This window comes from Mucilaginibacter gotjawali (assembly GCF_002355435.1).
GTDB lineage: Bacteria > Bacteroidota > Bacteroidia > Sphingobacteriales > Sphingobacteriaceae > Mucilaginibacter > Mucilaginibacter gotjawali.
In genome coordinates this window covers 1993098-2016914 of the sequence record NZ_AP017313.1, presented here as the reverse complement: position 1 = coordinate 2016914, position 23817 = coordinate 1993098, and the positions used below count along the sequence as shown (strand labels likewise).

The 23817-nt window shown below is 43.4% G+C and carries 15 protein-coding genes and 1 tRNA gene; 12 read left to right on the top strand and 4 right to left on the bottom strand.

Annotated elements, in window-relative coordinates; all coding sequences use genetic code 11:
- Window positions 1–77: 77 nt before the first annotated feature.
- A complete protein-coding gene (locus tag MgSA37_RS09375; protein WP_096351451.1) occupies window positions 78–410 on the top strand; it encodes a hypothetical protein in 333 nt (110 codons plus the stop codon).
- Window positions 407–1315: an IS3 family transposase gene (locus MgSA37_RS09370; RefSeq protein WP_096351449.1), complete on the top strand. Its 909-nt coding sequence runs from the start codon at window positions 407–409 to the stop codon at window positions 1313–1315. Before MgSA37_RS09375 ends, MgSA37_RS09370 begins: the two co-directional genes overlap by 4 nt.
- Window positions 1316–1509: 194 nt before the next feature.
- Here MgSA37_RS09370 and aroB read toward each other — a convergent pair whose 3' ends face one another.
- Together aroB and MgSA37_RS09360 are read right to left on the bottom strand one after the other, a co-directional pair.
- Entirely contained in the window at window positions 1510–2568 is a 1059-nt protein-coding gene (gene aroB / locus MgSA37_RS09365; RefSeq protein ID WP_096351448.1) for a 3-dehydroquinate synthase, read from the bottom strand.
- Between the two features lie 3 nt (window positions 2569–2571).
- The gene (locus MgSA37_RS09360) at window positions 2572–2778 is read right to left on the bottom strand and encodes an RNA-binding S4 domain-containing protein (RefSeq protein WP_096351446.1); all 207 of its coding nucleotides are present in this window, start codon (window positions 2776–2778) and stop codon (window positions 2572–2574) included.
- Window positions 2779–2950: 172 nt separating this feature from the next.
- Here MgSA37_RS09360 and MgSA37_RS09355 point away from each other — a divergent pair, with 172 nt between their 5' ends.
- Entirely contained in the window at window positions 2951–4141 is a 1191-nt protein-coding gene (locus MgSA37_RS09355; RefSeq protein WP_096351445.1) for a proline dehydrogenase family protein, read from the top strand.
- A gap of 33 nt (window positions 4142–4174) precedes the next feature.
- Here the strand turns inward: MgSA37_RS09355 and MgSA37_RS09350 are convergent, their stop codons facing one another.
- Window positions 4175–4819, bottom strand: coding sequence for an HAD family hydrolase (locus MgSA37_RS09350; RefSeq protein ID WP_232010823.1), 645 nt, complete (start codon window positions 4817–4819; stop codon window positions 4175–4177).
- A 147-nt stretch (window positions 4820–4966) separates the two neighbouring features.
- Between MgSA37_RS09350 and MgSA37_RS09345 the strand changes: the two genes are divergently transcribed.
- The 3 genes from MgSA37_RS09345 (at window position 4967) to MgSA37_RS09335 (ending at window position 7085) form a co-directional block, all read left to right on the top strand.
- Window positions 4967–5040, top strand: a tRNA-Ile gene (locus MgSA37_RS09345).
- Between the two features lie 242 nt (window positions 5041–5282).
- A complete protein-coding gene (locus tag MgSA37_RS09340; RefSeq protein ID WP_096351443.1) occupies window positions 5283–6113 on the top strand; it encodes an SDR family NAD(P)-dependent oxidoreductase in 831 nt (276 codons plus the stop codon).
- A gap of 57 nt (window positions 6114–6170) precedes the next feature.
- Window positions 6171–7085, top strand: a complete 915-nt coding sequence (locus MgSA37_RS09335) for a helix-turn-helix domain-containing protein (RefSeq protein WP_096351441.1) — start codon at window positions 6171–6173, stop codon at window positions 7083–7085.
- Between the two features lie 286 nt (window positions 7086–7371).
- Here MgSA37_RS09335 and MgSA37_RS28185 read toward each other — a convergent pair whose 3' ends face one another.
- Window positions 7372–7515: a hypothetical protein gene (locus MgSA37_RS28185; RefSeq protein ID WP_157750514.1), complete on the bottom strand. Its 144-nt coding sequence runs from the start codon at window positions 7513–7515 to the stop codon at window positions 7372–7374.
- A 247-nt stretch (window positions 7516–7762) separates the two neighbouring features.
- Between MgSA37_RS28185 and MgSA37_RS29375 the strand changes: the two genes are divergently transcribed.
- From MgSA37_RS29375 to MgSA37_RS09295, 6 genes are all read left to right on the top strand, one after another.
- Window positions 7763–9607 carry a collagen-like domain-containing protein gene (locus tag MgSA37_RS29375; RefSeq protein ID WP_172885304.1) on the top strand — a complete coding sequence of 615 codons (1845 nt, stop codon included), beginning with the start codon at window positions 7763–7765 and terminating at the stop codon, window positions 9605–9607.
- Window positions 9608–9658: 51 nt separating this feature from the next.
- Complete coding sequence (locus tag MgSA37_RS09315; protein WP_096351435.1) at window positions 9659–11341, top strand: hypothetical protein; 1683 nt, start codon at window positions 9659–9661, stop codon at window positions 11339–11341.
- Window positions 11301–18638 carry a hypothetical protein gene (locus MgSA37_RS09310; protein ID WP_157750512.1) on the top strand — a complete coding sequence of 2446 codons (7338 nt, stop codon included), beginning with the start codon at window positions 11301–11303 and terminating at the stop codon, window positions 18636–18638. The genes MgSA37_RS09315 and MgSA37_RS09310 overlap by 41 nt, the downstream gene beginning before the upstream one ends.
- 8 nt (window positions 18639–18646) lie before the next feature.
- Window positions 18647–20656 (top strand): fibronectin type III domain-containing protein, encoded by a 2010-nt coding sequence (locus tag MgSA37_RS09305; protein WP_157750511.1) that lies wholly within the window; start codon window positions 18647–18649, stop codon window positions 20654–20656.
- 207 nt (window positions 20657–20863) lie between these two features.
- Window positions 20864–21580 (top strand): LytR/AlgR family response regulator transcription factor, encoded by a 717-nt coding sequence (locus tag MgSA37_RS09300; protein WP_096351431.1) that lies wholly within the window; start codon window positions 20864–20866, stop codon window positions 21578–21580.
- 52 nt (window positions 21581–21632) lie between these two features.
- Window positions 21633–23750 (top strand): tetratricopeptide repeat-containing sensor histidine kinase, encoded by a 2118-nt coding sequence (locus tag MgSA37_RS09295; RefSeq protein WP_096351429.1) that lies wholly within the window; start codon window positions 21633–21635, stop codon window positions 23748–23750.
- The last annotated feature ends 67 nt before the right edge of the window (window positions 23751–23817 follow it).

The following is a 23817-nucleotide window of genomic DNA, read 5'->3' as shown; positions in this document are numbered from 1 at the left end:
TCAGATTTTTAGCGCTTTGTAGCAGTTGTAGCGCACGTGACTTGTCCTAACCTGGGTTGACAAAAAAAAGCGAAAAAATGGACAATTCAGAAGAAAAGGAACAAGCAATCAAAGAATATTTGGCTGGGGGGACAACTCTGCGTAAATTAGGGCTGAAATACGGATACAGCTTTACGACCGTGGGGAGATGGGTAATGGCAGGAAAAAAGGAACAAGATAAACTACAGTTACTTCAAGCCTCGAAGCTTGCGGTGCAAGCACAAGAGGCAATGCCCACAGAGGTGAAGGAGTTACAGAAAGCATTGCGCGATTCCCGGCTTACGATCTGCTTATTGGAAGCGATGATAGAAATATCTGATGAGCAATTTGGTACAGATATCCGAAAAAAAGCTGGCACCAGGCCGTCATGAAGGTAGAGCAAAGCCAGGGGGGCAATTTGTCCAGGCTTTGCTTACTGTCTGGTAAATCCCGTCAATCCTATTATAAACGATGTCTCAAAACAGAGGAGACGCCATTAAGAGAGGAGCTGATCATTCAGCAGGTGATCGGTTATCGCCGGTTACAGCCCCGGATAGGTGGCAAAAAGCTGCATAGGATGGTTAGCCCTTTTATGAAGCAGCATGAGCTGAAAATGGGCAGGGACGCTTTTTTTACAGTGCTGCGACGCTATGGACTTTTGAACAAAAGACATCGCGGTAAACCGCGTACTACTGATTCAAATCACTGGATGAAGAAACATCCTAACCTGATCAAGAAGCTGATTCCTATGGAGTTAGAACAACTGTGGGTGAGCGACATAACCTACCTGGCCTTATGCAATTCGGATGCTTTTCTGAGCCTGGTAACGGATGCTTACAGCAGGAAGATCGTTGGCTTTCATGTGAGTAAAAGCCTCAAAGCCGAAGGTTGTATCCAGGCACTGCAAATGGCTATTGCAGGCCGCAGTAACAGCAATGAACTGATCCATCATTCAGACCGGGGTGTCCAATACTGCTGTGGTGATTATGTTGATTTGCTTAAGGGGGCTGAAATAAATATCAGTATGACCGAAAGCGGCGATCCGAGGGATAATGCCATTGCTGAAAGGGTGAATGGTATCCTGAAAATGGAACTGCTGGAACCAGTATTCGTCAACCTGGAGGCCGCCAGAGCAGCAGTAACACAGGCGGTAAACACTTATAATTTTTTAAGGCCCCATAGCAGTATATCGATGCTTACACCGGCCCTGGTACACGGAAGGGTACTAAAGCTTAAACGCCATTGGAGGAATCCTCAAAAATGGAAATCAAGAAGGGAGGGGATACCGGTCGGCTAGTTATCAACAAAAATGGGCTGACTTTTAAAAAGAAAAAAAGAAGCAAAAAAAGAAAAACGTGTTAATATGTGGAGAACGCTTCGCGTTCCCCACATATTAACACGACAAACAAACAACAATAATATATTTTATCTTTATAAAAAAACTGTCAACTTTTTTTAGGACGCGTCAACGCTACAAATGAGCCTGTTTTTTTATAACGACGCATAGAATGCCAAACTCTCGCAAAGCTCGGCATCGGTACAAATATGATCAAGTGTACACTTGCCTATGCTTTCCAGCAAAGTGCAGTTGATCTTACCGTTCTGGTTCTTTTTGTCTTTAAGCATGATCTCGCAAAGTGTAACAAAATTTGCGGTTGCCAGCGGGTATTTTGGATACAGGCCGCCGATCACTGCTACAATTTCATCCAGTTCTTCCTTTTTTAGCCCTGTTTTTTTGTATGACAAATAAGCTTCACAAATCATACCGATGGCGATCGCTTCGCCGTGGGTAAGCGGGTCGCTGTCATTGATCAATGAGTTAGTTTCCACCGCATGCCCAACGGTATGCCCAAAGTTAAGGGCCTTGCGGATGCCTTTTTCAGTAGGGTCCTCAACAACCACTTTGTTTTTGATCTCAACCGACCAGTAGATCAATTCTTCATCCGGCAAACTCAAATCACTCGCCTTTAACCGCTCCCAATAGGCCGCATCCACTATCAGTCCGTGTTTCAGCATTTCGGCAGTGCCCGAAAGTATCTGCCGTGCAGGCAGTGTTTTTAAGAAATTATAATTGATGAACACCGCCTTTGGCTGGGTAAAGGTGCCGATAATATTTTTTATACTGTTAATATCAATACCGGTTTTCCCCCCAACTGAAGCATCTACCTGCGAAAGCAAGGTGGTGGGTACATGTACAAAATCGATGCCCCTTTTATAGGTTGATGCGGCAAAACCACCCATATCGCTGATCACACCGCCACCCAGGTTTACCACTAAGCTTTTCCGGTCAGCAGCAAAATCTATCAGTGTCCGCCAGATACCTATACAGTAGTCAATGTCTTTATTTTCTTCCCCGGCGGGGATCTCGATCAGGTCGTAATTGTCATCATCGCCCAATTCAGCTTTTATTGCCGGAAGGCAATGCGCCCCGGTGTTTTCATCAGTCAGAATAAAAAATCTCGAATAATTTCCGTTTTTTATAAAATTAACCAGTTCAGCAATGCTGTTTTCAAAAAATATGGGGTAATTGTCGCTTTGAATCGTCTTCATAATTTAAACTGCACGGATAGTTTCTCCCCTGAATTCCACGGTATCCCCGGGCTTTACTTTCAGGCGTTTGCGGTAGTCAACCATGCCATTATACATCACTTCTCCCTCTGTTACAACTATTTGCGCTTCGCCACCTGTTTGTACCAGGTTGGCTGCTTTCAACAATTGAATGAGGGGGATATAATCGCCGTTAACTTTAAACTCTATCATGCGGGCGCAAAAATAAACTATTCGCTGAATAATGATATATGTTAGCCGGTAATTTATAATTTTGTTGCGCGTTCAGCGGGTTTATAGATCATAGTTCATGGTTCATAGTTGATGGTAAGCAGTTTCAGCTATAGACTTTTGACTATGAACTATCAACCATGAACCATGAACTATGAACATAACTGACCAACTTTCCTTCGAAAACACGGAGATCGCTTTCCGCCATTCTTCCGATGCGGACCTTAAACGCGCCTATTGGCTGTTCAGGGTTATCAATGTTAATTTTTTAGTAAAAATAGGCCCGCCAATTACCAATTTCGCCATGAAACTGGGTTTGCCTGTTAATGGACTAATAAAGGCCACCATTTTTAAACATTTTTGCGGCGGCGAAACCATCAGGGAGTGCGAAGGAACGATACGAAGCCTGCAGGAGGGAAATGTGGGCACCATATTGGATTACTCGATAGAAGGGCAGGACGATGAAATGGCTTTTGACAACACCCGCGACGAGATCATCAGGACGATTAAACGGGCGGTTAAAGATAAGTCAATACCGCTTACGGTATTTAAAGTAACCGGGACCATACGACATACCCTGCTGGAAAAACTGGATGCCGGAGCAGCGTTAAGCACCGCGGAAAAAGAAGAATGGCAAAAGGCGCAGGACAGGGTACTGTCGATCTGTGAGAAAGCCTATTCGGTTGGCATCCCGGTAATGATCGATGCCGAAGAAACCTGGATCCAAAAAACAATCGACGCGCTGGCCATGGATATGATGCTGCGGTTTAATAGGGAAAAAGCCATTGTTTACAATACGTACCAGTTGTACCGGCATGATAAACTGCAATCATTAAAAGACGACCATTTAAAGGCCCAAAAACATGGCTGCATATTGGGGGCAAAGTTAGTACGCGGCGCTTATATGGAAAAAGAACGCGAACGTGCCGGAGAAAAAGGGTACCCCTCGCCCATTCAGCCCGACAAAAAATCAACTGACCGGGATTATGACGCCGCTTTGGAATACTGTACGGACCATATTGGTGAAATAGCTTTTGTTGCCGGGACGCATAACGAAGAAAGTTGCCGGGGTTTGGCAGATATGTTAAATAAAAAAGGGATCGATCATAATCACCCCCATGTTTATTTCTCACAGCTTTTGGGGATGAGCGATAACTTAAGTTTTAACCTGGCGTATGTGCGTTATAACGTCGCCAAATATGTACCCTACGGGCCCATTAAAGCCGTGTTGCCTTACCTGTTCAGGCGCGCGCAGGAAAACACGGCCATAGCCGGCCAAATGAGCCGTGAACTGGGTTTAATTGTAAAGGAAGTGAAAAGAAGAAGGTTAAAGGCGAAAGGTTAAAGGCTTGTTGGGTTAACCTTTCGCCCTTTGCCTTTAACCTTTCACGTCATTTTTAAAAAGCGCCTGGATAGTGTCTGGCGCTGTCATTAAATAGGTGTTGATGCCCAGCTTTTTGGCGCCTTCAATATGTTGGGGACTGTCGTCAATAAACAGGGTTTCAGCCGGGTCAAGTTTATTTTCCATTAATACCTGCTCAAAGATCTCCGCTTCCGGTTTGCGTTTCCCCAGCAGGTGTGAATAATATATTTTTTCAAAAAGATGGTCATTACCTTCAAACCCGAAATCATCTTTCAGGTATTTCATGATATGATCGAAGTGAATTTCGTTGATATTGCTCAATAAAAAGGTACGGTATTTCGATTTAAGATTTAAAAGTAATTCGTGGTTACCCTGCGGAATGCCAACAAGCAGGCTATTCCAGGCATGGTCGATCTGCTGATCAGTCAAATTTGGCTTGCCGGTGATCGCTTTAATGCGTTCCCTGAAGCCAATGGCATCGATATCCCCTCTTTCAAAAGCGGTAAAAACAGGGTCCTGTACTTTATGGCTGTAGAAATCATGCGCATTGTCAATGCCTAATTCTTTCCAGGCCTCCTGGCTTTTGGCGAAATCGAGGCCAAAAATCACATTTCCATAATCAAATATGATGTTTTTGATGTTTTGCATAGATAAAATCATGATCGCAAATATCTGAAAATCGGGACGTCAACCAATAGCATTGTCAAAAAACAAAAAATTTCGTTTCGGGATAATTATAAAATTTCTACATTTGCAGCCTGATCACCGATTTCGGCCCATCGTGTTGAATTTGTTCAGAAAAGACCGGCGCCTATAGCTCAGTCGGTTAGAGTAGAAGACTCATAATCTTTTGGTCCCTGGTTCGAGCCCAGGTGGGCGCACAAAACGGCCTTTACGCTATCGTAAAGGCCGTTTTTATTTTCTGTCCATTTTTGTAATCTGTGTTTAAAGTGAATAGAGGCACTTTTTGGTTCGAGCACGGTAGGGGTTTTTTGAATAATACATTTATATTGATCCGGTGAATTAGAAATATCAGAGTCCTTTTTGGATACTATAAAACGGAATATGGTTACTCTACGCCAGCAGTTAATCAGGAAATTTGCCTTCATTAATCATAAAAAAAATGAAGAATCAAAAAGTATGGTACGTAACCGGTGCGTCTAAAGGATTAGGCCTTAACCTGGTAAAATTACTTTTATCTAACGGCAATAAAGTAGCAGCCACCTCAAGGAATAGTAGTGCTTTTGATAAACTTGTGGCAGCATACCCGGATAATTTATTGCCCTTGGCAGTAGATATTACCCGGGATGAAAGCGTAAAACAAAGCATTAGCCAAACAATTGGTAATTTTGGTAAGCTGGATGTAGTTGTAAATAATGCAGGCTATTCCCTGGTAGGCAGCATAGAAGAATTGAGTGATCAGGAATTTAGGGAAACAATTGATGTAAATTTATTTGGAACTGTTAACACGATTAGAGCGGCCATGCCGCATTTCAGGAAGCAGGGTTCAGGGCATTTTATTAATATATCCTCTAATGCCGGCTATATCGGCTTTGCTAACGCCGGTAGTTATAATGCTGCAAAGTTTGCCGTGGTAGGAATTTCCGAAGCGCTGGCGGAAGAAAGCAAAGCATTTGGGATTAAGGTAACCGTTGTTGCTCCGGGGCAGTTCAGAACCAGTTTTATGGATTCGCTGGCTTTTGCTGAAAATAAAATTGCTGTTTACAAATTGGTCGAGGCGGAAAAAATGTGGCGGGAATATAGCGGCACGCAAAGAGGCGACCCAGCGAAATTAGCACAGGTGTTGATGGATCTGGCTAACCATCCAAATCCTCCCCTTCATCTGCTGGCAGGGCCGGATACCTATCAACTGGTTACTGAACGCCGTGAAAAAGAAATGCAGGAATTTGCGGATTGGAAAGATATAACCTTGTCAACAGATTTTGATCAATAAAACTTCCGGGAAAACTTAGATTAGCTTTAGGGTTTTCCGCTTTGATAAAGAAAGACAATGAATAGACAAACAAATCCGCCATATAGGTTTCAATCTATATCTGAACTTCATCGTGTACTGGAATTGCCCAAACCAAAACATCCTTTGATAAGCGTTATAGATTTTGAAAAGATAAAGTGCTATTCTGAAGAAAAGCTTCGAAGTGTTTCGTATAACTTCTACTGTATCGCTATCAAAAAAAAATTTGAAGGCAAAATGAAATATGGACAAAATTATTATGATTTTGATGAAGGGTTGATGACTTTTTTTGCCCCCGGCCAGGTAGTGACTACGGATATCAATTATGATAAAATTTTATCCGGCTGGTGGCTAGTAGTTCATCCTGATTTTATCCAGCATACATCTCTTGCCAAAAAAATAGCAGGGTATGGTTTTTTTTCTTATGCAGTATATGAAGCACTGCACCTGGCAGAAGACGAGGAGGTGATGCTGGAAGATATCATTAAAAAAATTGCAATTGAATCTGCTTCTCCAGCGGATCGGTTTAGTCAGGATGTCATCATATCTTACCTGGAGCTGTTTCTGAATTACTGTAACCGTTTTTATAACCGGCAATTTATAACGCGGAAACAAGCCGGTAATGATGTGTTGAGCAGATTGGAAGAATTGCTTAATGAGCACTTCACAGAAACCGGCGAAAAAGGTTTACCTACCGTACAATACCTGGCCGGAGAACTTAACCTGTCGCCCAAATATTTAAGCGATATGCTTAAAGCTGTTACGGGCCGGAACACCCAACAACATATTCATGACAAACTGATCGAAAAAGCCAAAGACTTTCTATCAACCACTTCTTTATCAGTTGCCGAAATCGCCTACCGGTTGGGATTTGAGCATCCGCAATCACTTCATAAACTCTTTCGGGCCAGAGTCGATGAATCTCCACTTGAATTCAGGCAGCGCTTTAATTAACTTTAAGTGGCTCCTAGTTTGATCTGGGGCGCTTATAACTACAAAAAGCCGGACACCGGTATCGAACCGGATATATTTAATTGGACACTTTTGTAATCAACCTCAAAGAGAAGACAATGCGGCCAAATTTCTTAAATCATCCATGAAATGGTTCTATAAGCACCCATTAGGGCGCACATCGATAAAACCCGCTTTTTACATACGTAGAGCGGGTTTTTTTGTCTACTTTTTTCAGTTGTTCCGAATCTCCCGTTAGTGCTTGTCCAGTTTTCGTCCATTTTTACAGTTACGGCCAGTTGCTGGCGGCATAATATCCATGGTGCACCGAAGTCCTGCTCAGGTTATTGCCGCTGTTAATGGTCACATCATTCTTCGCTACCTGGATACTGTTTACGGGGTTTGTTGCCCATGCAATATTGTTATTTGCCATTCACTGTTTGAAATATCAAACGTCACTATGCTAAAGTTTGGCCGAAGTTCTTTAGAAAAAATATGCACAAAAAAACTATGAGAAAAACTGCTATTTCAATCGCGTATTACCGCCATTTAATTCCTTGGTATATTATTTAATACCGTTCGTATATCATTTAATCCCTCCCGTTTAGCGTATGGTTAATTTTCAGATGTGATTTATGGATTTATCGCAGATCCATTGTCTGCGATTAATACTAAAAGCTATGAAAATAAAAATTACCATTCTTCTATTGTTTGTTATTACTGCCATTGCTTCATGTACTAAAGAAGGAGCACAAGGCCCAGACGGCGCTACCGGCCCAAAAGGTGATGCGGGCCCCGCCGGGCCTGTTGGTCCTTCTGGTGCTGACGGATCAATCATATACAGCGGCACAGGTACACCCGCCGCAAACGTCGGGGTTAAGGGCGATTATTACCTGGACAGGTCATCCGGAAATTTGTATGGTCCAAAAACGAACAGTGGTTGGGGTGGTCCGCTTGGGTTAAAAGGTGCAACAGGAGCTCAGGGGGCTACCGGAGCCACTGGCGCAACAGGCGCAACCGGAGCGGCAGGATCCACTGGTGCTACAGGCCCAGCCGGCCCCATTGGAAATACGGGCGCGACCGGTGCAGCAGGTAGCCAGGTATATAGTGGCAACGGAAGTCCCGCGGCAACCCTGGGTATCGCCGGTGACTATTACCTTGATAAAACAAATTTACTGCTTTACGGGCCCAAAAGCACATTCTGGGGAACCCCGGTTTTACTCAGAGGTGCACAAGGCCCTCAAGGGCCTATTGGCCCTGCAGGCGCAGATGGGAGTATTATATATAGTGGCAGCGGCGCACCTGATGCTGCGCTTGGTAAAACAGGTGATTACTACTTTGACAATACAGCAAGGTCATTATACGGCCCTAAAGGCAGAACATGGGGTACGGCGATATCACTTATCGGAGCAACAGGAGCTACCGGGGCAACCGGTTCAACTGGCGCCACCGGGGCAACTGGCGCTACGGGTGCCAATGGCAATACAATATTGAGCGGCACAGGGGCACCTTCAGTGACAATAGGCAGCACAGGTGATTTTTACCTTGACGTACAAACTTATCAATTTTATGGCCCTAAAACTACAATATGGGGCGCAGCTGTATTGTTAAGGGGTGCCCAGGGGCCGCAAGGCCCTGTCGGCCCTGCAGGTGCGGATGGCAGTATTATTTACAGTGGTAGTGGCGCGCCTGATATAGCCCTTGGTAAGACCGGTGATTATTATTTTGATAATACAGCAAGATCCCTGTATGGCCCTAAAGGAAGAACCTGGGGCAACGCGGTATCACTTGTGGGCGCCACAGGTTCTACCGGCGCCACAGGTTCTACCGGCGCCACAGGTTCTACCGGGGCCACAGGTGCGGCAGGGGCCAATGGAAATACAATATTGAACGGGGTTGGCGTACCCGTACCAACACTTGGTAACGACGGTGATTTTTACCTTGATATACAAACCTATTTGCTTTACGGGCCCAAAACCGGTGGTGTGTGGGGTTCAGGTACTTCATTAAAAGCAGCAAGCGCCGGCGGTGGCAATGTAACCGTTTTTGAGTCTTCTCCTACTTCAGTCCTCAATTGGGTAATTGGCGGAGGAAGCTCTAATACAGCGCCATCTGTTAATTATTATTTAAGGCACACCAAAGCAAACGGAGATACAACATCTGTATTTACACTGCCCGATTCGGTAGCAAACATGGTAAATAACGGCATTGTGCTGGTTTATTTGCATGTTGTAAATGCCACTTACAGCGTATGGGTGCAGTTGGCTTACACCACAAACCCTACTTCATTTTCCACCCAATACTATAATTATACCGCTTATGTTAACGCCTTAAATGGTGTTAGTGTGAAAATCACTTGTGATGCCGGGTCATTTGCTACACTCCTGAATGTTGACAAGGTACGTATTGTGGTTAGTCCGCAAACAGCGACAGGCGTTTTAGGGCTTTCGAGATATGCGCCGCCGCTTTTACGAACATCCCGACAAGTGCAAACCGGAGGAACTCATACCACTTCGCTCCAATAAAATACGCTGCCGATTAACATTCACACACCATTTGGCCATTACACCTTGTAAATGAAACCGATAACAATTAGTTTGCTGCTATTTTTCCAATTAAGCATGCTTGCTATGCTGGCTTGCGCACAGGACATTGCGAATTTGACGCAGCAAAAACCTGTAACCATAAGCGGCGTTTTCGGGGTGGGCCTGGGAACATATTTTTCAAATAACGTAAGCCCTCGTGAACGAAGCTTTTCCTATCTTTTTACCGGGGCTCCTGTATTATCCGTTTATGGTATCCAATTTCCGTTTAATATAGTCGTTAGCGATCAGCAACGGGGCTTCCGTCAGCCATTTAACCAATATGGCATCAGCCCGACATATAAGTGGATAACCATGCACGCCGGCTGGCAAAGTATTTCCTGGTCGCCTTTTACACTTGCGGGCTACAACTTCTTGGGCGGTGGTATAGAAGCAAATCCAGGGAAATTCCGACTAGGTTTTGTCGCCGGACGATTTAATAAAGCGATAGCCCTGGATACAACAAACCATTCGTTGTTTCAAACGCCGGCGTACAAACGCACGGGTTATGCCGCTAGAATCGGCTACGGAACCGAACGGAACCATTTGGATTTTACTTACCTGAGCGCCAGGGATGATGCCGGTTCGCTCCATCAAATATTAACGGCGCCCGGGTTAACTCCGGCAGCAAATATTGTACTGGGCATTTCTTCAAAATGGTCGTTTTTGCAACACTTTGTATGGACCTTTGATGTCGCTGGAAGTTTATATACCCGGAACTTACTTTCAGATACGCTAGCCAATCTGCAACTGCAAAAAGCGGAGTTTATAAAAAAGCTTATCACCATTAATTCCTCATCTCAATTACTTACAGCGGCCCAAACACAGCTCAGTTATCAAAATAAAAATTATAGCCTGGGGTTACAATACCGCCGCGTTGATCCGGATTATAAATCAATGGGCGCTTATTATTTTGAAACCGATGTCGCCAATTATACAGTCGACGGTGGTATCAGCCTGCTGAGTAACAAAGTGCAGGTTTCAGGCAGCATTGGATTTCAGCAGGATAACCTGATGCACGATCGCGAATTTACATCTCATCGCAGCATCAGCTCCCTGATGCTGTCATATAATGTTCCGAATTACGGGGCCAGCATCAATTATTCCAATTATGGCATTACCCAGGACAGGGGCCTAAATCCCCTGGTGGATACCTTCAGGGTGGCTCGTACAAATTATAATGTTAACGGGATCCTGAGATATACCATAAACGCCGACAGCCTTTCGCATAGCATCATATTATTAGGCAATATTCAGTCACTGGTCGATCTTAACCATTTTACTTCCCCGCAGAATGAAACGAATAGTAAAACGGCGAATTTATCGTACCAGCTTGGATTTTTGAAAACAGGATTTAGCATCAACGCAAGTTATAGTTATACGATCGCCGACATGCCTTTAATGCACACGGTGCTGACGGGCCCTTCATTGGGCGTAAATAAATTGATAGACAATGGCAAGCTTAATATTAGTGCAAACCTAAGTTACCAGCAGCAGCAAAATAATAATCTCAACGCTGGAACCGTGGTTAACAGCGTGTTAAATGGTTCCTACCGCCTATCAAAACGCGACGCATTGAACCTCTCGTTTATGTACCTGAGAAGCAATTCAAAAGACATCACCCTGCCTTCATTTAATGAAGAACGTACAATTTTTAACCTTACCCATGCCTTTTAACGCTATGAAAATAAAACAGAAATTGTTAAAAGTGATAAAAACCAAAAACTGGTTGCTTACGCTCTTGTTAGTTGTAAGCATACTCAAAGTATCTGCCCAGCAGGTAAACATTTCTACCAACTTGTTCCCGCCATATTCGCCTTACTATGCAGACTATTCGGGGGTAAATGCGTCAAAAGTGCTGGTGATTGTTCAAAATTTAACCCAGAACACTTTAAAAATAAAATTGAGCGGTCGGCTTGAAAGCAGGAGCGTAGATATCCACACGAGGGATAACTTTGTACCGCTACAGCCATTGATACTTGGTCCGCATGAGATTGTACAATTAAACGGTAACCGGCTAAAAGATATATTTGACATTAATAACCTGAGCGTTAAAGGTATTGATATCAACACGCTGGCGCTCACCTCCCGTATACCGGAAGGCAACTACTCTTTTTGCATAAACGCGATAGATTATAATGATAATCATACCGTCCTTTCCGCACCCGGAACAGGGTGCTCATTCCTTCCCATAACCTATCCGGATGCACCTGTATTATCCTCACCCGGCAAGGTCGTTCAGGCCACATTTCCGCAATCATTAATATTTAGCTGGTTCAACCCTGCCGCGGTGCCTTTGGGTACGCAATATCATATCGAGCTTGCCGAAATGCCTGATGTTAATGCAGACCCGAATCATGTACTGGATGCTACCAGTTTCCCAATGTTATCGCAAACCGTAAGCAGCTATTCATACTTATATGGTGCATTAAATCTGCAATTAATACCGGGGAGAAAATATGCCTGGCGTGTTTCGGCCAGTGACCCCAGCGGAAAAATAGTTTTTAAACATAATGGGATCAGTCCGGCTTCGTCATTCACTTATGTAAATAATGATGGCGGGCCACCGGTTCGGCTCGCACAACAAGCCAACCTTTTTGTAACCACGCCATCTTGTGACACCCCTACCCCCACTGTTTTATTGGGGCCAAATGTTAACCTGCAAATGGCCTGGCTATGGCAAAACCAGGTTGCATCTATTCAGAAATTTGGTACGCTTGATACCATGCTGATCAAGCACTACGACCAGATAGCTACTGCCAGCGGGCCTGTAAAACTGGGTAAATACCAACTTGATTTTAGTTTAGCGGATAAAACCAAAGTAAAAACATATACAGTAGATGCCCCGCTCCAAAATTTTTCGATAACCAAAGGGACGGCATTAAATGATGGCTTTGTAATTGGTAAACAATATATAGTAGCCGTAACCTCGTTTGATATAAACGGACATGTAATTGAAAAAGCTACATCGTGCCCCTGGTTGTTGAAAGACGAACAGGATGCCGCTGCGCCAAAACTAAACATCCGCGGCCGGTTAGTATACGCGTTGGATAGCATAGGGACCGTGCACGGGGCAAATAATGCCAGTATTACCGTTCAGCTTTCTGATAACCCCAAACCCGGGCGCATAGCCAATGATAAAGATTATTCATCGGCAACTACAGACGGCAACGGTAATTTCAGCGTGCAATTAACACAAGGAACGTCTGACACAGGAAAAAAATACTTGCTGGTTCGGATCAACAACCCCTATTACCGTCAGCCAGGAAGCAACGTCGTTATATTAAAAATTCCACCAATAAAATATGCGGCAAACAACCAGGTGGTACAGGCAATTCAGGATACGCTGAAATTAGGTGATATAAAAACACTGGCCTACAGCAATACGCTCACCGTAAATGTAAAAAAGGGCTTTCCGCCTAAAATAAACGAACAGGATTATAAAGATCTTTTCGGTGAACAGAATTCCGGATATTATACAGATCTGCCTGTGGATACTATGACGGTTGACACCATCGCCAGGGTGCCTGATGGAACGCGTGTTATTATTTATCGTAAAGCGAAAGCCATTGATATACCGTTTTATGAAGCCGGTACTACAGTTGGTGCACCGGGCACACCGTATTATAACCAGGATATTGGAAAATTAAGCGCCTATGGCCTCAACGGTCATTTTTTACTGGTTGCTGAAGGCCAAACCCATAGCAGCGTTACCGGCGCATCTACAGTCGTGTTTGACCATTTGCTGTGCAATTTTGAGAAAGATGACGGGTATTATATAAAAGCTATTTTGCCTGATACCGGTATCAACCATCAAAGCGAATTATCAGGCCCCGAACAATTGTTCTCTTTTAACCCATCAGGAGAAGCAGGCACGTATTTTAAAACAAAGGCGGATTACCATATTATTTCGCAGAAACCACCCATCGCCCATGTTAAGGGCAAAGTTATGTACCAGTGGCCAAGCCTACCGGGTGTTTTGCATCCCTATGCAAATCATAAAGTATTTGTCACCTACCGATTATCGCCAATTTCGGACAACGGCATCAGTCCCGACAATTGCCAGACGGTAACCTATAAGCAAATAAGTAAAGGGGCAAACGGTTTACCTGTAATAACGGATTATGACATCAGTGATCAGTATAGAAATATCACCGTCGGACAGGGCATTACTGATGCGCAGGGGAATTTTGATATTACCGTTTTGACGATGAACCAGGCGGGCACTGTGCCTGGGGTACAAGCCACTGTGTCAGGGAACCCTTGTGGCGGGTTGAATGGAGATTTGGGAAATGGCAAGATCAACAATTTGCATACACAGGCGGGTAAGGATGCTGGCGACGGCGGAAATAATATAGGTAATGGCGCTGTTGATGGACTGGATTTTTCAAAAGGTATGGGGGGCATTAAAGGCTTGTACATAAATAACACTATCAATGATCTGAAAAATACAGATCCTTCCAACGCGGGTATTGCCACGGATGTGCCAGCGGTTAAAGCAATTAATGGCCCATCGCCGGCAGAAGAGCCATTCGAACAGGGGCAGGACATAGGGGGTTCGGGGAGCTTACGCCGCTATTTTACCATTGATAGCATCCCTGCAGTAATTACCCAGGCCAATTATCCGGCAAATTCGGCGAACTACTTTGTAGTTCAGCCGTTTCAAACGCTTGACCTTGGTGTTATTGTAACGCAAGTTAAGGAGCTGGAAAAATATACGATAAAGGTCACCAACAATTCACCTGATTCTTCAAATTTATTAAATGGCGCGTTGGTAACTGTTTATCGGCATCCGCTCACTGCAGGCGAATTTATTCCTGATGGCGAAGGGTCGTTTAAACACAGGTTTGACCCCCTGCCGAGTGCGGGTTTCAGCGGTGCTGACCAAAATACAAAGCCCGAGGAATGGGTTATTGATCATTCATTTCAACTAACCGTCGATCCGGCTAAAGGGCATATCGTGGAACTTGGAAATTTAAGGCTGATACCCCCTACTTACGATTACTACAACGCATATTCGCAGTATATGGTACAGGTTTCACCCGGAAACAGTTCCGCATCAGGTAAATTCAAAGTGGTAAGCCAGCAATTATACTATAGGGAAAATAATACAATGACCATTAAGGTAGAACCTGTTTACAGCCGTATTGCAGGCAGGATCATCAACGACAATACCAATAAACCGATTCCGGGTGGACTGGTGCTTTTGAGGGCAGGACCGTTTTTGTTTGCGCATTGCGACACCACAGTTATTGCGGATGAAAATGGATACTATGAAGTAAATAACGACCCCAAAAAGCATTTTAAATGGGCTGACAATACGGCATTATGGATATCTGTAATTCAATTGGGGTATAACTTCATGCCCTATTATAAAGCCAACCCACCCATGAATGCGTTTGGCCAGAATTATTTTAATATCAGCAGGCTGATGCCCGGCCGCGAAGTAAACTTTACTACGTTTGATGCTGATACTAAGACCAGGGTGACGGGCGTATCAATGACCAAAGACAGCACCACATACCAAAGCGATAACCTGGGGCAGTATAAATTTAAAATATCAAGTGTAGCTACCGACACGATCCATATTTACCCGACGGACCTAGCCTATTTTGAAGAAAAAATAGCGGTTAAATCAGCGCAACCGATTCCTTCGCAGATTCTTTTATACAAGCGTCATCACCGGATGGTGTTTCATTTAAATGATCAATATCATACCAAAATAAAAGTCAGCGATTTTCAGATCGTTATTAACAATATTCATATAAGTAATAACTATTCGGGGCTTGGTTTGGCTGAAATGAAAAACCAGAAAGCGCTTTATGACAATTATAAGCCGGTATATGACGACGACAAATCAACCATCAGCTTTGATTTTGAAAACGTATCGGTCAATAATTTTACCATACAGGTAATCAACACTGGTGCCGAAGGGTATATTCCGCAAGTATTCAATTTGAAAAATGAAGAGAGCCGCGATCAGCAGCATTATACTGTTACACTGTCTCAGGGGGCATCCATCGGCGGTACGGTATCCTACAACAATAAAAATGTTGCCAACGCCAGGGTTTACCTGGATTATAGCGGACAAACCGATGTTAGTTATAACCCAAAAACGGAAGGCGGCGCAAATGCTGTTTCATTACTTGAGGCCCGTACTGACAAGAATGGCTATTATCACATCCGCGGGATCCCGATTAGCTATGATCATCAGCAGGTGCAAATTCATGCAACGCTTGATACCAATGTTACAGTAAACGGACAGGTTAAACCCGCCGAGTTGCGCTATGGCGGCGACAACAAATCAACTACCCTGAATTTTGACCTTCTTACATTCGATGGACCCGTAATTAAATCTGTTTACGGCTTTCCTTTAACCGTTGAACATATCGAAAAATCGGTTAACAATACCTATAAGGTAACTGGTCTGGTTGACATCAGCAAAAACAATTCGGAGTTTAAGCTCCTTGGAGGAACTGAAAAAATAAGAGTTGACGAGGTGGCATTTGCCAGTAATAATGGAAAACCCTATGAGCCAACTTTGGCTGCAGTACCTTTGGAAGCCACTACTGTGTTAAAGATGAAATACCTTGATCAGTACAACGTAAAACTGGAAAGCCCGAATAACTTTAAATATTTACCACTTCCTTTATCAATTGAAAAAAGTGCGACCGGTGGCGAAGTCAATGCTTACGTGAGTATTGTCGACAATTCTTTTAACTACCCGTCAAGTTATTTAAGTTTCCAGGACTCAGTTACGCAGCAGCCTATTTCGTTCCATTTGCTGAACGTTCAGGCACGTGGCCCTGATGCCAAACCAATGATCATCCCGGCTATTTACAATACACCAGCGCAAAATAGTAGTTATCACCTTGCTGATGAAAAAGGCAATCCGTTAAAATTTAAGTTTCTTGGATTTAATACGACTGCCGACCCGGCTAATTCCTATATCGACCCTGGCGACAAACTTTTTCACCTGGACATTAACTTTAAAGCCAATATACCGCACAGCGATTTGGGCTATGCCGCTATCCATATAAAAAACATGACACTCGACGGATACTCCGTTAAGCCGACCAAAGGCGAGGATGCGATAGTAGTAAACCTGCAAACCTGGCAGTTAATAGTAAAAGATTGGACAATTGACCCAAAATTTGGCGGTATTTCATCAAATAACAGCTATGTGAGTACTAAAATAGTAGATGTGCCTGTTGGGAATTTTAAACTCAGGAGCGATCTTTTTGAACTGGATAATTTTAAGGTGCAGAACATTTCGCTGGGTGGTGGCCTTGTTAACCTTACCGGTATTGACACGTCCCGCACGCATTTTTTATTTGATGATGCCTGTGGCAGCGATCATAAAGGCCACTGGCGCTTATCTGCCTCTGCCAAAGATGAGCAGACACCTGCAGCCATAATCCCCTTACCTGAAATTCCGGGAAAATTTAGTGCGACAAATATTAACGTCGATTACTTTCAACTGGTTAGTTATAATAACGAGAATTTAATTAACCTGGCGCAAACACAGGCTGGCATAAAAATGTACAAAAATAACAAATTTACCTTTTATCCGGCATCACTCACGAGTGACATCGGCGCATTTTCCATTAATGGAACGGCGGTTATTGATGTGCCGCGTGTAGGAAGCAGCGCACTAAGTTTACAATATATAAAAACAGGCAATACGATTGATGCCGATGCCGGTAACTTTAAGCCGATAAACTTTGAGGGAAAGGGCTACGTTCAATTTACATCGGACAAGGGTGCCTTATTTAAATCAAAAGACTATATCACCACCATTACAGGCAAGGTTGTTGAACCTGGTAAATTTAATCCTATACCATGTACCCTAAGCTTTGGATCAAAAATAGGGGCTGATGCTAATGATCCGTTGAATGATAATGGTACGATTGCGTTGAAACAGGGGTATAACCTGCGGATGGATGGGGATGGCGAAGCGGGACCAAATGACCTGGCACTGGTGATCACCGGCACCAAAAACAATCAAATGAAAGTTGACCCTGCTACAAATGATTGGGGTACATTAACCTTTTCGGGCCCGATGAGTGACCCTAAATCAAACAGCGAAAATGGTGGCACGGCTGATAAGATGCAAAAGGATCCAACCATTATGACATTTAATGTACTGGGCGACCTGCAGGTAACAACCAGCAGCGTACAAATGAATAATATTAACACACCACTGGGCAACCTGGCACTGATCTATGATTTCCCTTCACATGAATTACGGGGCAGCCTGCACATGGACAATATTCAGTTCGGGCAGTATTATTTTACCGGCGATATCCAGGCTGCAATGGGGCCAAATGGCATGTTACTGCTGGGTTCAGGCCAGTTGAATACAGGCACTATTTTTAAAGATGGCTTCGGCTTAATTAACATTGGTTTGCTTTTGGGCAACACCGACCTAACTGAGGATAATGTTACTACGGTAACCCAATTCAGCCATGCAAAAAACAGCCTCTGCTGGCTGGATGCCAACCGTACAGGCTTTAAAGGTTTCTTTTTGACGGGCGGGGTTGACGTCATCAATGAACACGATGGTGTTGACATAGGCATAGCGGCGGTTTATTTTAACGCCGACCTGGGCGTGGAAGCATCTGTTGGCGCCAACTTTAACAACAAAGACTATATGGCCCTGCTGGGCGCTCATGGTTCTGTAAACGCAGGCCTTACCTCCATAACCGGCACCTCGGTATCGGGCGGATTAAGCGCGCATCTGACGGCGGTTGCTTCGTATACCCAAACAGGCTTTGCCGTAAATGGCGATGCGGGGGTAACGGTGAAATTTACGGTGAGCCAGTATATCCCGATCATCGGGACCCAATCAATTTCGGCCCAAAAAGGAGCTAAGGTAAATTTCCAGCTGAAACACAATGACTCGTACCTTCATTTTGCCATTGTTGATGATGGAAACGCCGTGATATGTACAAAAAACGCTAACGTTGAATAGGAATAGACATGAAAATATTTAAACAAATATCGGGTTTAGTTTTAGTATTAGTTTGCGGGGCGGTAACGTTGTGTATGGGTCAAAAAACGAGTCTTGACGCTATCGCAGGTCCGCATGGCATCTGGGTGATCTGTGGTGATAAATTGCCTAAGAATTTTAATTACATCATCGCCAGGCAAAAAAATGGCGGTGAATGGATAAAAGTGGCTACCGTTAAGATGCCCGCCTCGAAAGAACAGATCCAGGCCGATTTGCTTTATAATGAAAAAGCAGCAGGTTTAGATATTCAACCCCTTGGCCAGGAAAGATTACAGGCGGTTTGGGACAGGGTTTCAGCTAATATCATTAACAATTCGCCACCCGAGATGCAGAATGACCTGCCATTGAGAGCAGCTACAGGAACAGCCTGGTATGATGCGGAGGCAGACAGCGCAACAACATACCGGTATAGGGTACAGGTAAACGGCGCCGAGGGCAATCCGGAGAACGCCACCAATATCATCAGGTTCCCGGTAAAAAAGTTTATCACTGACATTAAGCCATCCCTTATTAAGCCTGCAATGGGCGGCATATACGGTGAATTCAGGGTGCTTGACAAAGGGCAGATGACCCGCTGCAAAATTTTAAGAAGTTATTATTTGCGGGGCGGGTTTGAAGAAATAAACGTAACACCTTTATTTATAAGCCGTGGCGGGCAGCTATTAATTGGGTTTAATGATAATTCGGCCATGCCGAAGGTGCCTTATACGTATGTAGTGCAACCAATTGATGCGGCCGGAAATAAAGGCTTTGCCTCGCCTGAATTAAAAGCATTTGATGTTGCCGAAAAAAGTATTGTACCATCGGTACACCAGTTCAGGACATATTCTGACGAGAAAAGACGGGCGGTAAGGCTTGGTTGGAAATTAGCCGATACTAAAAATATCACCTCGATCGATATTTATAAGAGTGCAACTTTTAATGGTACCTATACAAAGTTGGGCAGCGTTAGCGCTACGGATACTTCGTATTATGACTATAATGTTAAGCCTATTACCACATACTATTATACCGTTAAACTTAACGGCAATTATGAAACATCAACTGCATCGCCACGCGTGCCGGGGATATTAAAGGCGAGCGATAAAAACCTTTACCCGCCGCTTAATGTTCAATTGCGGCAGGACAACGATAAGGTGATCCTTTCGTGGGAGAAAAATGAGCCGGATACAAGAGCCTATTTTGTGTACCGTGCTAATAGGCGCACGGGCGAACTTAAGCAACTTGGGCCACCCATAGTAACCGATAGTGCCAGGGTAAGTTTTACTGACGTATTGCCGGTAAGCGGGGCTGCCGTAACCTATGCCTATGCAATAGCCGATGAAAATACATCTTACGCGATCAGCCCCAAATCCGACACTTTGTTTACCTCCACATTGTCGGTCATCGCATTACCTATCCCATATAAATTATCGGCCAGGAAAACCGATCACAATCAGGTACAATTGTTTTGGCCGGATATGCGTTCAGAATCAAAAACATTCCTGGGCTATGCAGTTTTCAGAAGTGTTACTGCAGGAGGGAAAACTTCGGTACCGCAAAGGATAAGCCAGCAATTGATCCGAATAAATATGAATACGTTTACGGATACAACAGCCAGCGCACCCGGCGTTTACCACTATACTGTAAAGACTGTATCCATGGATGGACGAAAATTAGGGAGCGCCAGCCCTGAAGCCGGGTATACCCTATCGGAAGAAACACTTGCAGCTGTTTCGAATATTAAACTGATACCATTGCAGGGGGCCGTTGAGATCAGCTGGAACAACCCGCTGGGAGTAGATATCGCAGCAATTCAAATTTCGCGCGCCATAGAGGGGCAATCGCCGCAAGTAATTGCTACGCTCGATCCGGGCATTCAGGCCTATACCGATAAAACTGTTTCGCAGGGCAATACCTACTACTACACTTTTATTACAAAAAGTAAAAACGGAAAACTGAGTCCTGGAACGGATTTTATAGGCGTACATATGCGGTAAAACAAAATCATGTGCGTTAAGGCCGGGTTTTTGACCAAAAACGTTGCATTTTAAAGTGCATAGCGCGGCCCAAATAAAGCTATTTTATAGTTTTTTGGGCAAATCTGAGCTATTTTACACCCTGCACAGCGCCAAATAATATTTAGTTTGGTTGGATTGAAGATTTTATATATTTTAGGTAACACTTTTGTGACGTTATCTGAGCCTATGGAATTGATCAATTGTGTGGTTATCGATGATGATGAACTCGACAGATTAGCTGTTGAAACTTACCTTGAGCAATACCCCCTTGTCAAGTTACTTGGAAGTTTTTCAAACCCGGTCGAGTGCCTCGAAATCACACACACAAACAATTTAGATTTACTATTTCTGGATATTGATATGCCTTATATCAATGGCATCGATTTTTTAAACTCATTTAAAAATCCGCCGCTGTGCATTTTTATTACTTCATATCCTGAATATGCCATTGAAGGTTTTGAAACACGGGCACTTGATTTTTTGTTGAAACCGCTGAAGCCCGAACGCTTTGCAAGATCGATGGCGCGAGCAACCGAATTTCTGCAGATAAAAAACAAGGCCAAGCTTTATGATATTCATTTCGCTGAAGATTTTTTAATCATCAAAGAGAGTTATGACCTGATAAAAATCAAGGTAAGCGACATCATTTACCTGGAGGCTTTAAAAGATTACACCAAAGTAATTACTCCTACTAAAACATACCTTACACTGTCAAACCTTAAAAACTTTTTTGAAAAACTACCTGAAAATCGCTTTTTACGTATCCACAGGAGCTTTGCAGTGGCCATCAGCCAGATCAGGAAACTGGAGCAAAACGAATTATTGCTGGATTCGCTAAGGCTCCCTGTTGGAAAAACCTTTAAAAACGAAATCAGTAAGGTTCTTTTAAGTATGGAATATTAAGATATCCGATGACTGGCAGCCATTTTTTAAATCACCTATTTAAGTTTGTTTAATGAGATATACGTGGTATTTGTGCCTTTTGCTGATAGTTGCGTCGTTAATAAAATGCAATAAGCCGGGCACCGGGATCGCCGTGAAAAACCAATCCGGTATTTCGGCTGCAACAGTTGCGTTCGAAGGTCGGCTGTACCAGCAAAATAAACCTGACAGCCTGATCATAGTATCCAAAAATGAACTGGCGGCAGCATCCCGGCAGCATAAAAAAAAGGCGATGTTATATTTCAGCAGTTGGGTTGGCGTCGGATTTCAATTAAGGCAGCAAATTGACAGTGCCATTTATTATTGCAGAAAAGCTGAAATGCTTGCGTTTGAAACAAAAAACGAAGCTGGTTTGGTGTCAAACCAAATCAAGTTAGCAGGGCTGTATTACGATTCAGGTAAGCCCGATTCCGTAAATATTTATAAAGATAAAATGACTATCGAGGCAGATACTATGAAAAATATCGCCTTAAAAAATCAGCTTATTGCTAAGTTGGGAGATGTTTTTGCTACAACAAATCAGCCTGAAAAAGCCCTTAACGCATATTTTCAGACCTTAAGATATTACCAGGAAAAAAAGGATACACTTGGTATGGGCTTGGAGATGATGGAAATTGCGATGATGTATAATCAATTGTCGAAGTTTGATAAAGCCGTTGAATACGCTGTCAAAGCAACGCAGTATGTTAAAAGCAACTGGAATAATTCGATAGTGAATTACAGAAACCTGGGGGGCTACTATTATTCTTCGAAGCAGTACGATCAATCGTTGGGGGCATTTGAAAAAGGGATTTCGCTGGCCAGACAATTTAAGGATACTGCGAATTTGCAGGCGATCTATATTTCTGTTAGCTCGACGTTGATAGTGTTAAAAGAATATAAAAAGGCCGGGGATTATTTAACAGCGGCATTTGATTATTATGGGAAGAAAAAGAATGAGGTGGGCTTTTATAATACACTTGTACAGCTTGGAAGTTTAAAATCCGCCAATCAACAATTTGGCGCGGCGATCAATTATTATCAGCAGGCACTGGAATTGGCCTTAAAAAGTGGTCATTTAGATAGCGAAGCCAATATTTACTACTATTTGGCCGATGCTGCCGGAAAGGCCGGGAATTATCAAAAAGCCTATATATATGAGTTAAAGTACGATAGTTTAAAGTACTCAATGGCGCAAACCACTACTGCAAAAACCATTACTGACCTTGAAATAAAATATCAAAGTGACCAGAAAGAACATAGAATAGCGCTTCTAAAGGAGGCCGGTAAATTAAAGGATGTTGAATTAACAGATGAAAAACGTAAATGGTGGTTTTTGTTAGCGATCATTGGCTTTTTATCTGTAATTGCGTTTTTGCTCTACCGCAGTTATACGGAAAAAAAGACTTCGCACAAATTGCTTGAGGAAAAAAATGAGGCGCTCAACCTATTAAATGAAAAACTAAATGAAGCAAATAGCTCAAAAACCAAGCTTTTCAGCATTTTAAGTCATGATCTCAGGGCGCCGGTGAATAGCTTGTTTCAATTTTTGAATATTCAAAAGAATCATGCAGGTAAATTAACCGAAATTCAAGCGCAAAAGCACAATCAGCGCATCATCAATTCTGCCGAAAACTTAATGGAATCAATGGAGGACTTATTAATTTGGAGCAAAAGCCAGATGAATTCCTTCTCCCTGAATTTAAGCCCTATTTCGGCACTTGACCTGATCACTTTGACGGCAACTATGTACAGGGATTTTGCCGAAGAACGAAAACTCACCATTGACATTAATTGTGAAACAGATGTGATTTTGACAACGGATGTCAATTTTTTGAAGATCGTTTTGAGGAATATTTTGAGCAATGCTATAAAATTTACGCCCGCCGGCGGACATATCAAAATCACGGCTTTGCCTGATGATGATTTTGTACGATTTAGTATAACCGACGACGGACCGGGACTAACACATGAGCAAATTGAAAATCTGTTTGAATGGAACAGTATCCGAAGTGATTCGTCGGGTCTGGGTTTAAAACTCGCGAAAGAGTTTACCATTCGCCTTAATGGAGCCATAAAAATAGATTCCTCGCTGCAAAACGGCAGCACATTTACGGTTTTAGTTCCGATTAGGCAAAATGTTGTTTCCTGATTCAAAAACCTGTTGTTTCTGGGTTTTTAGATAATTGTTAAATTCCCAGGGCCTTTTTCTGTACACC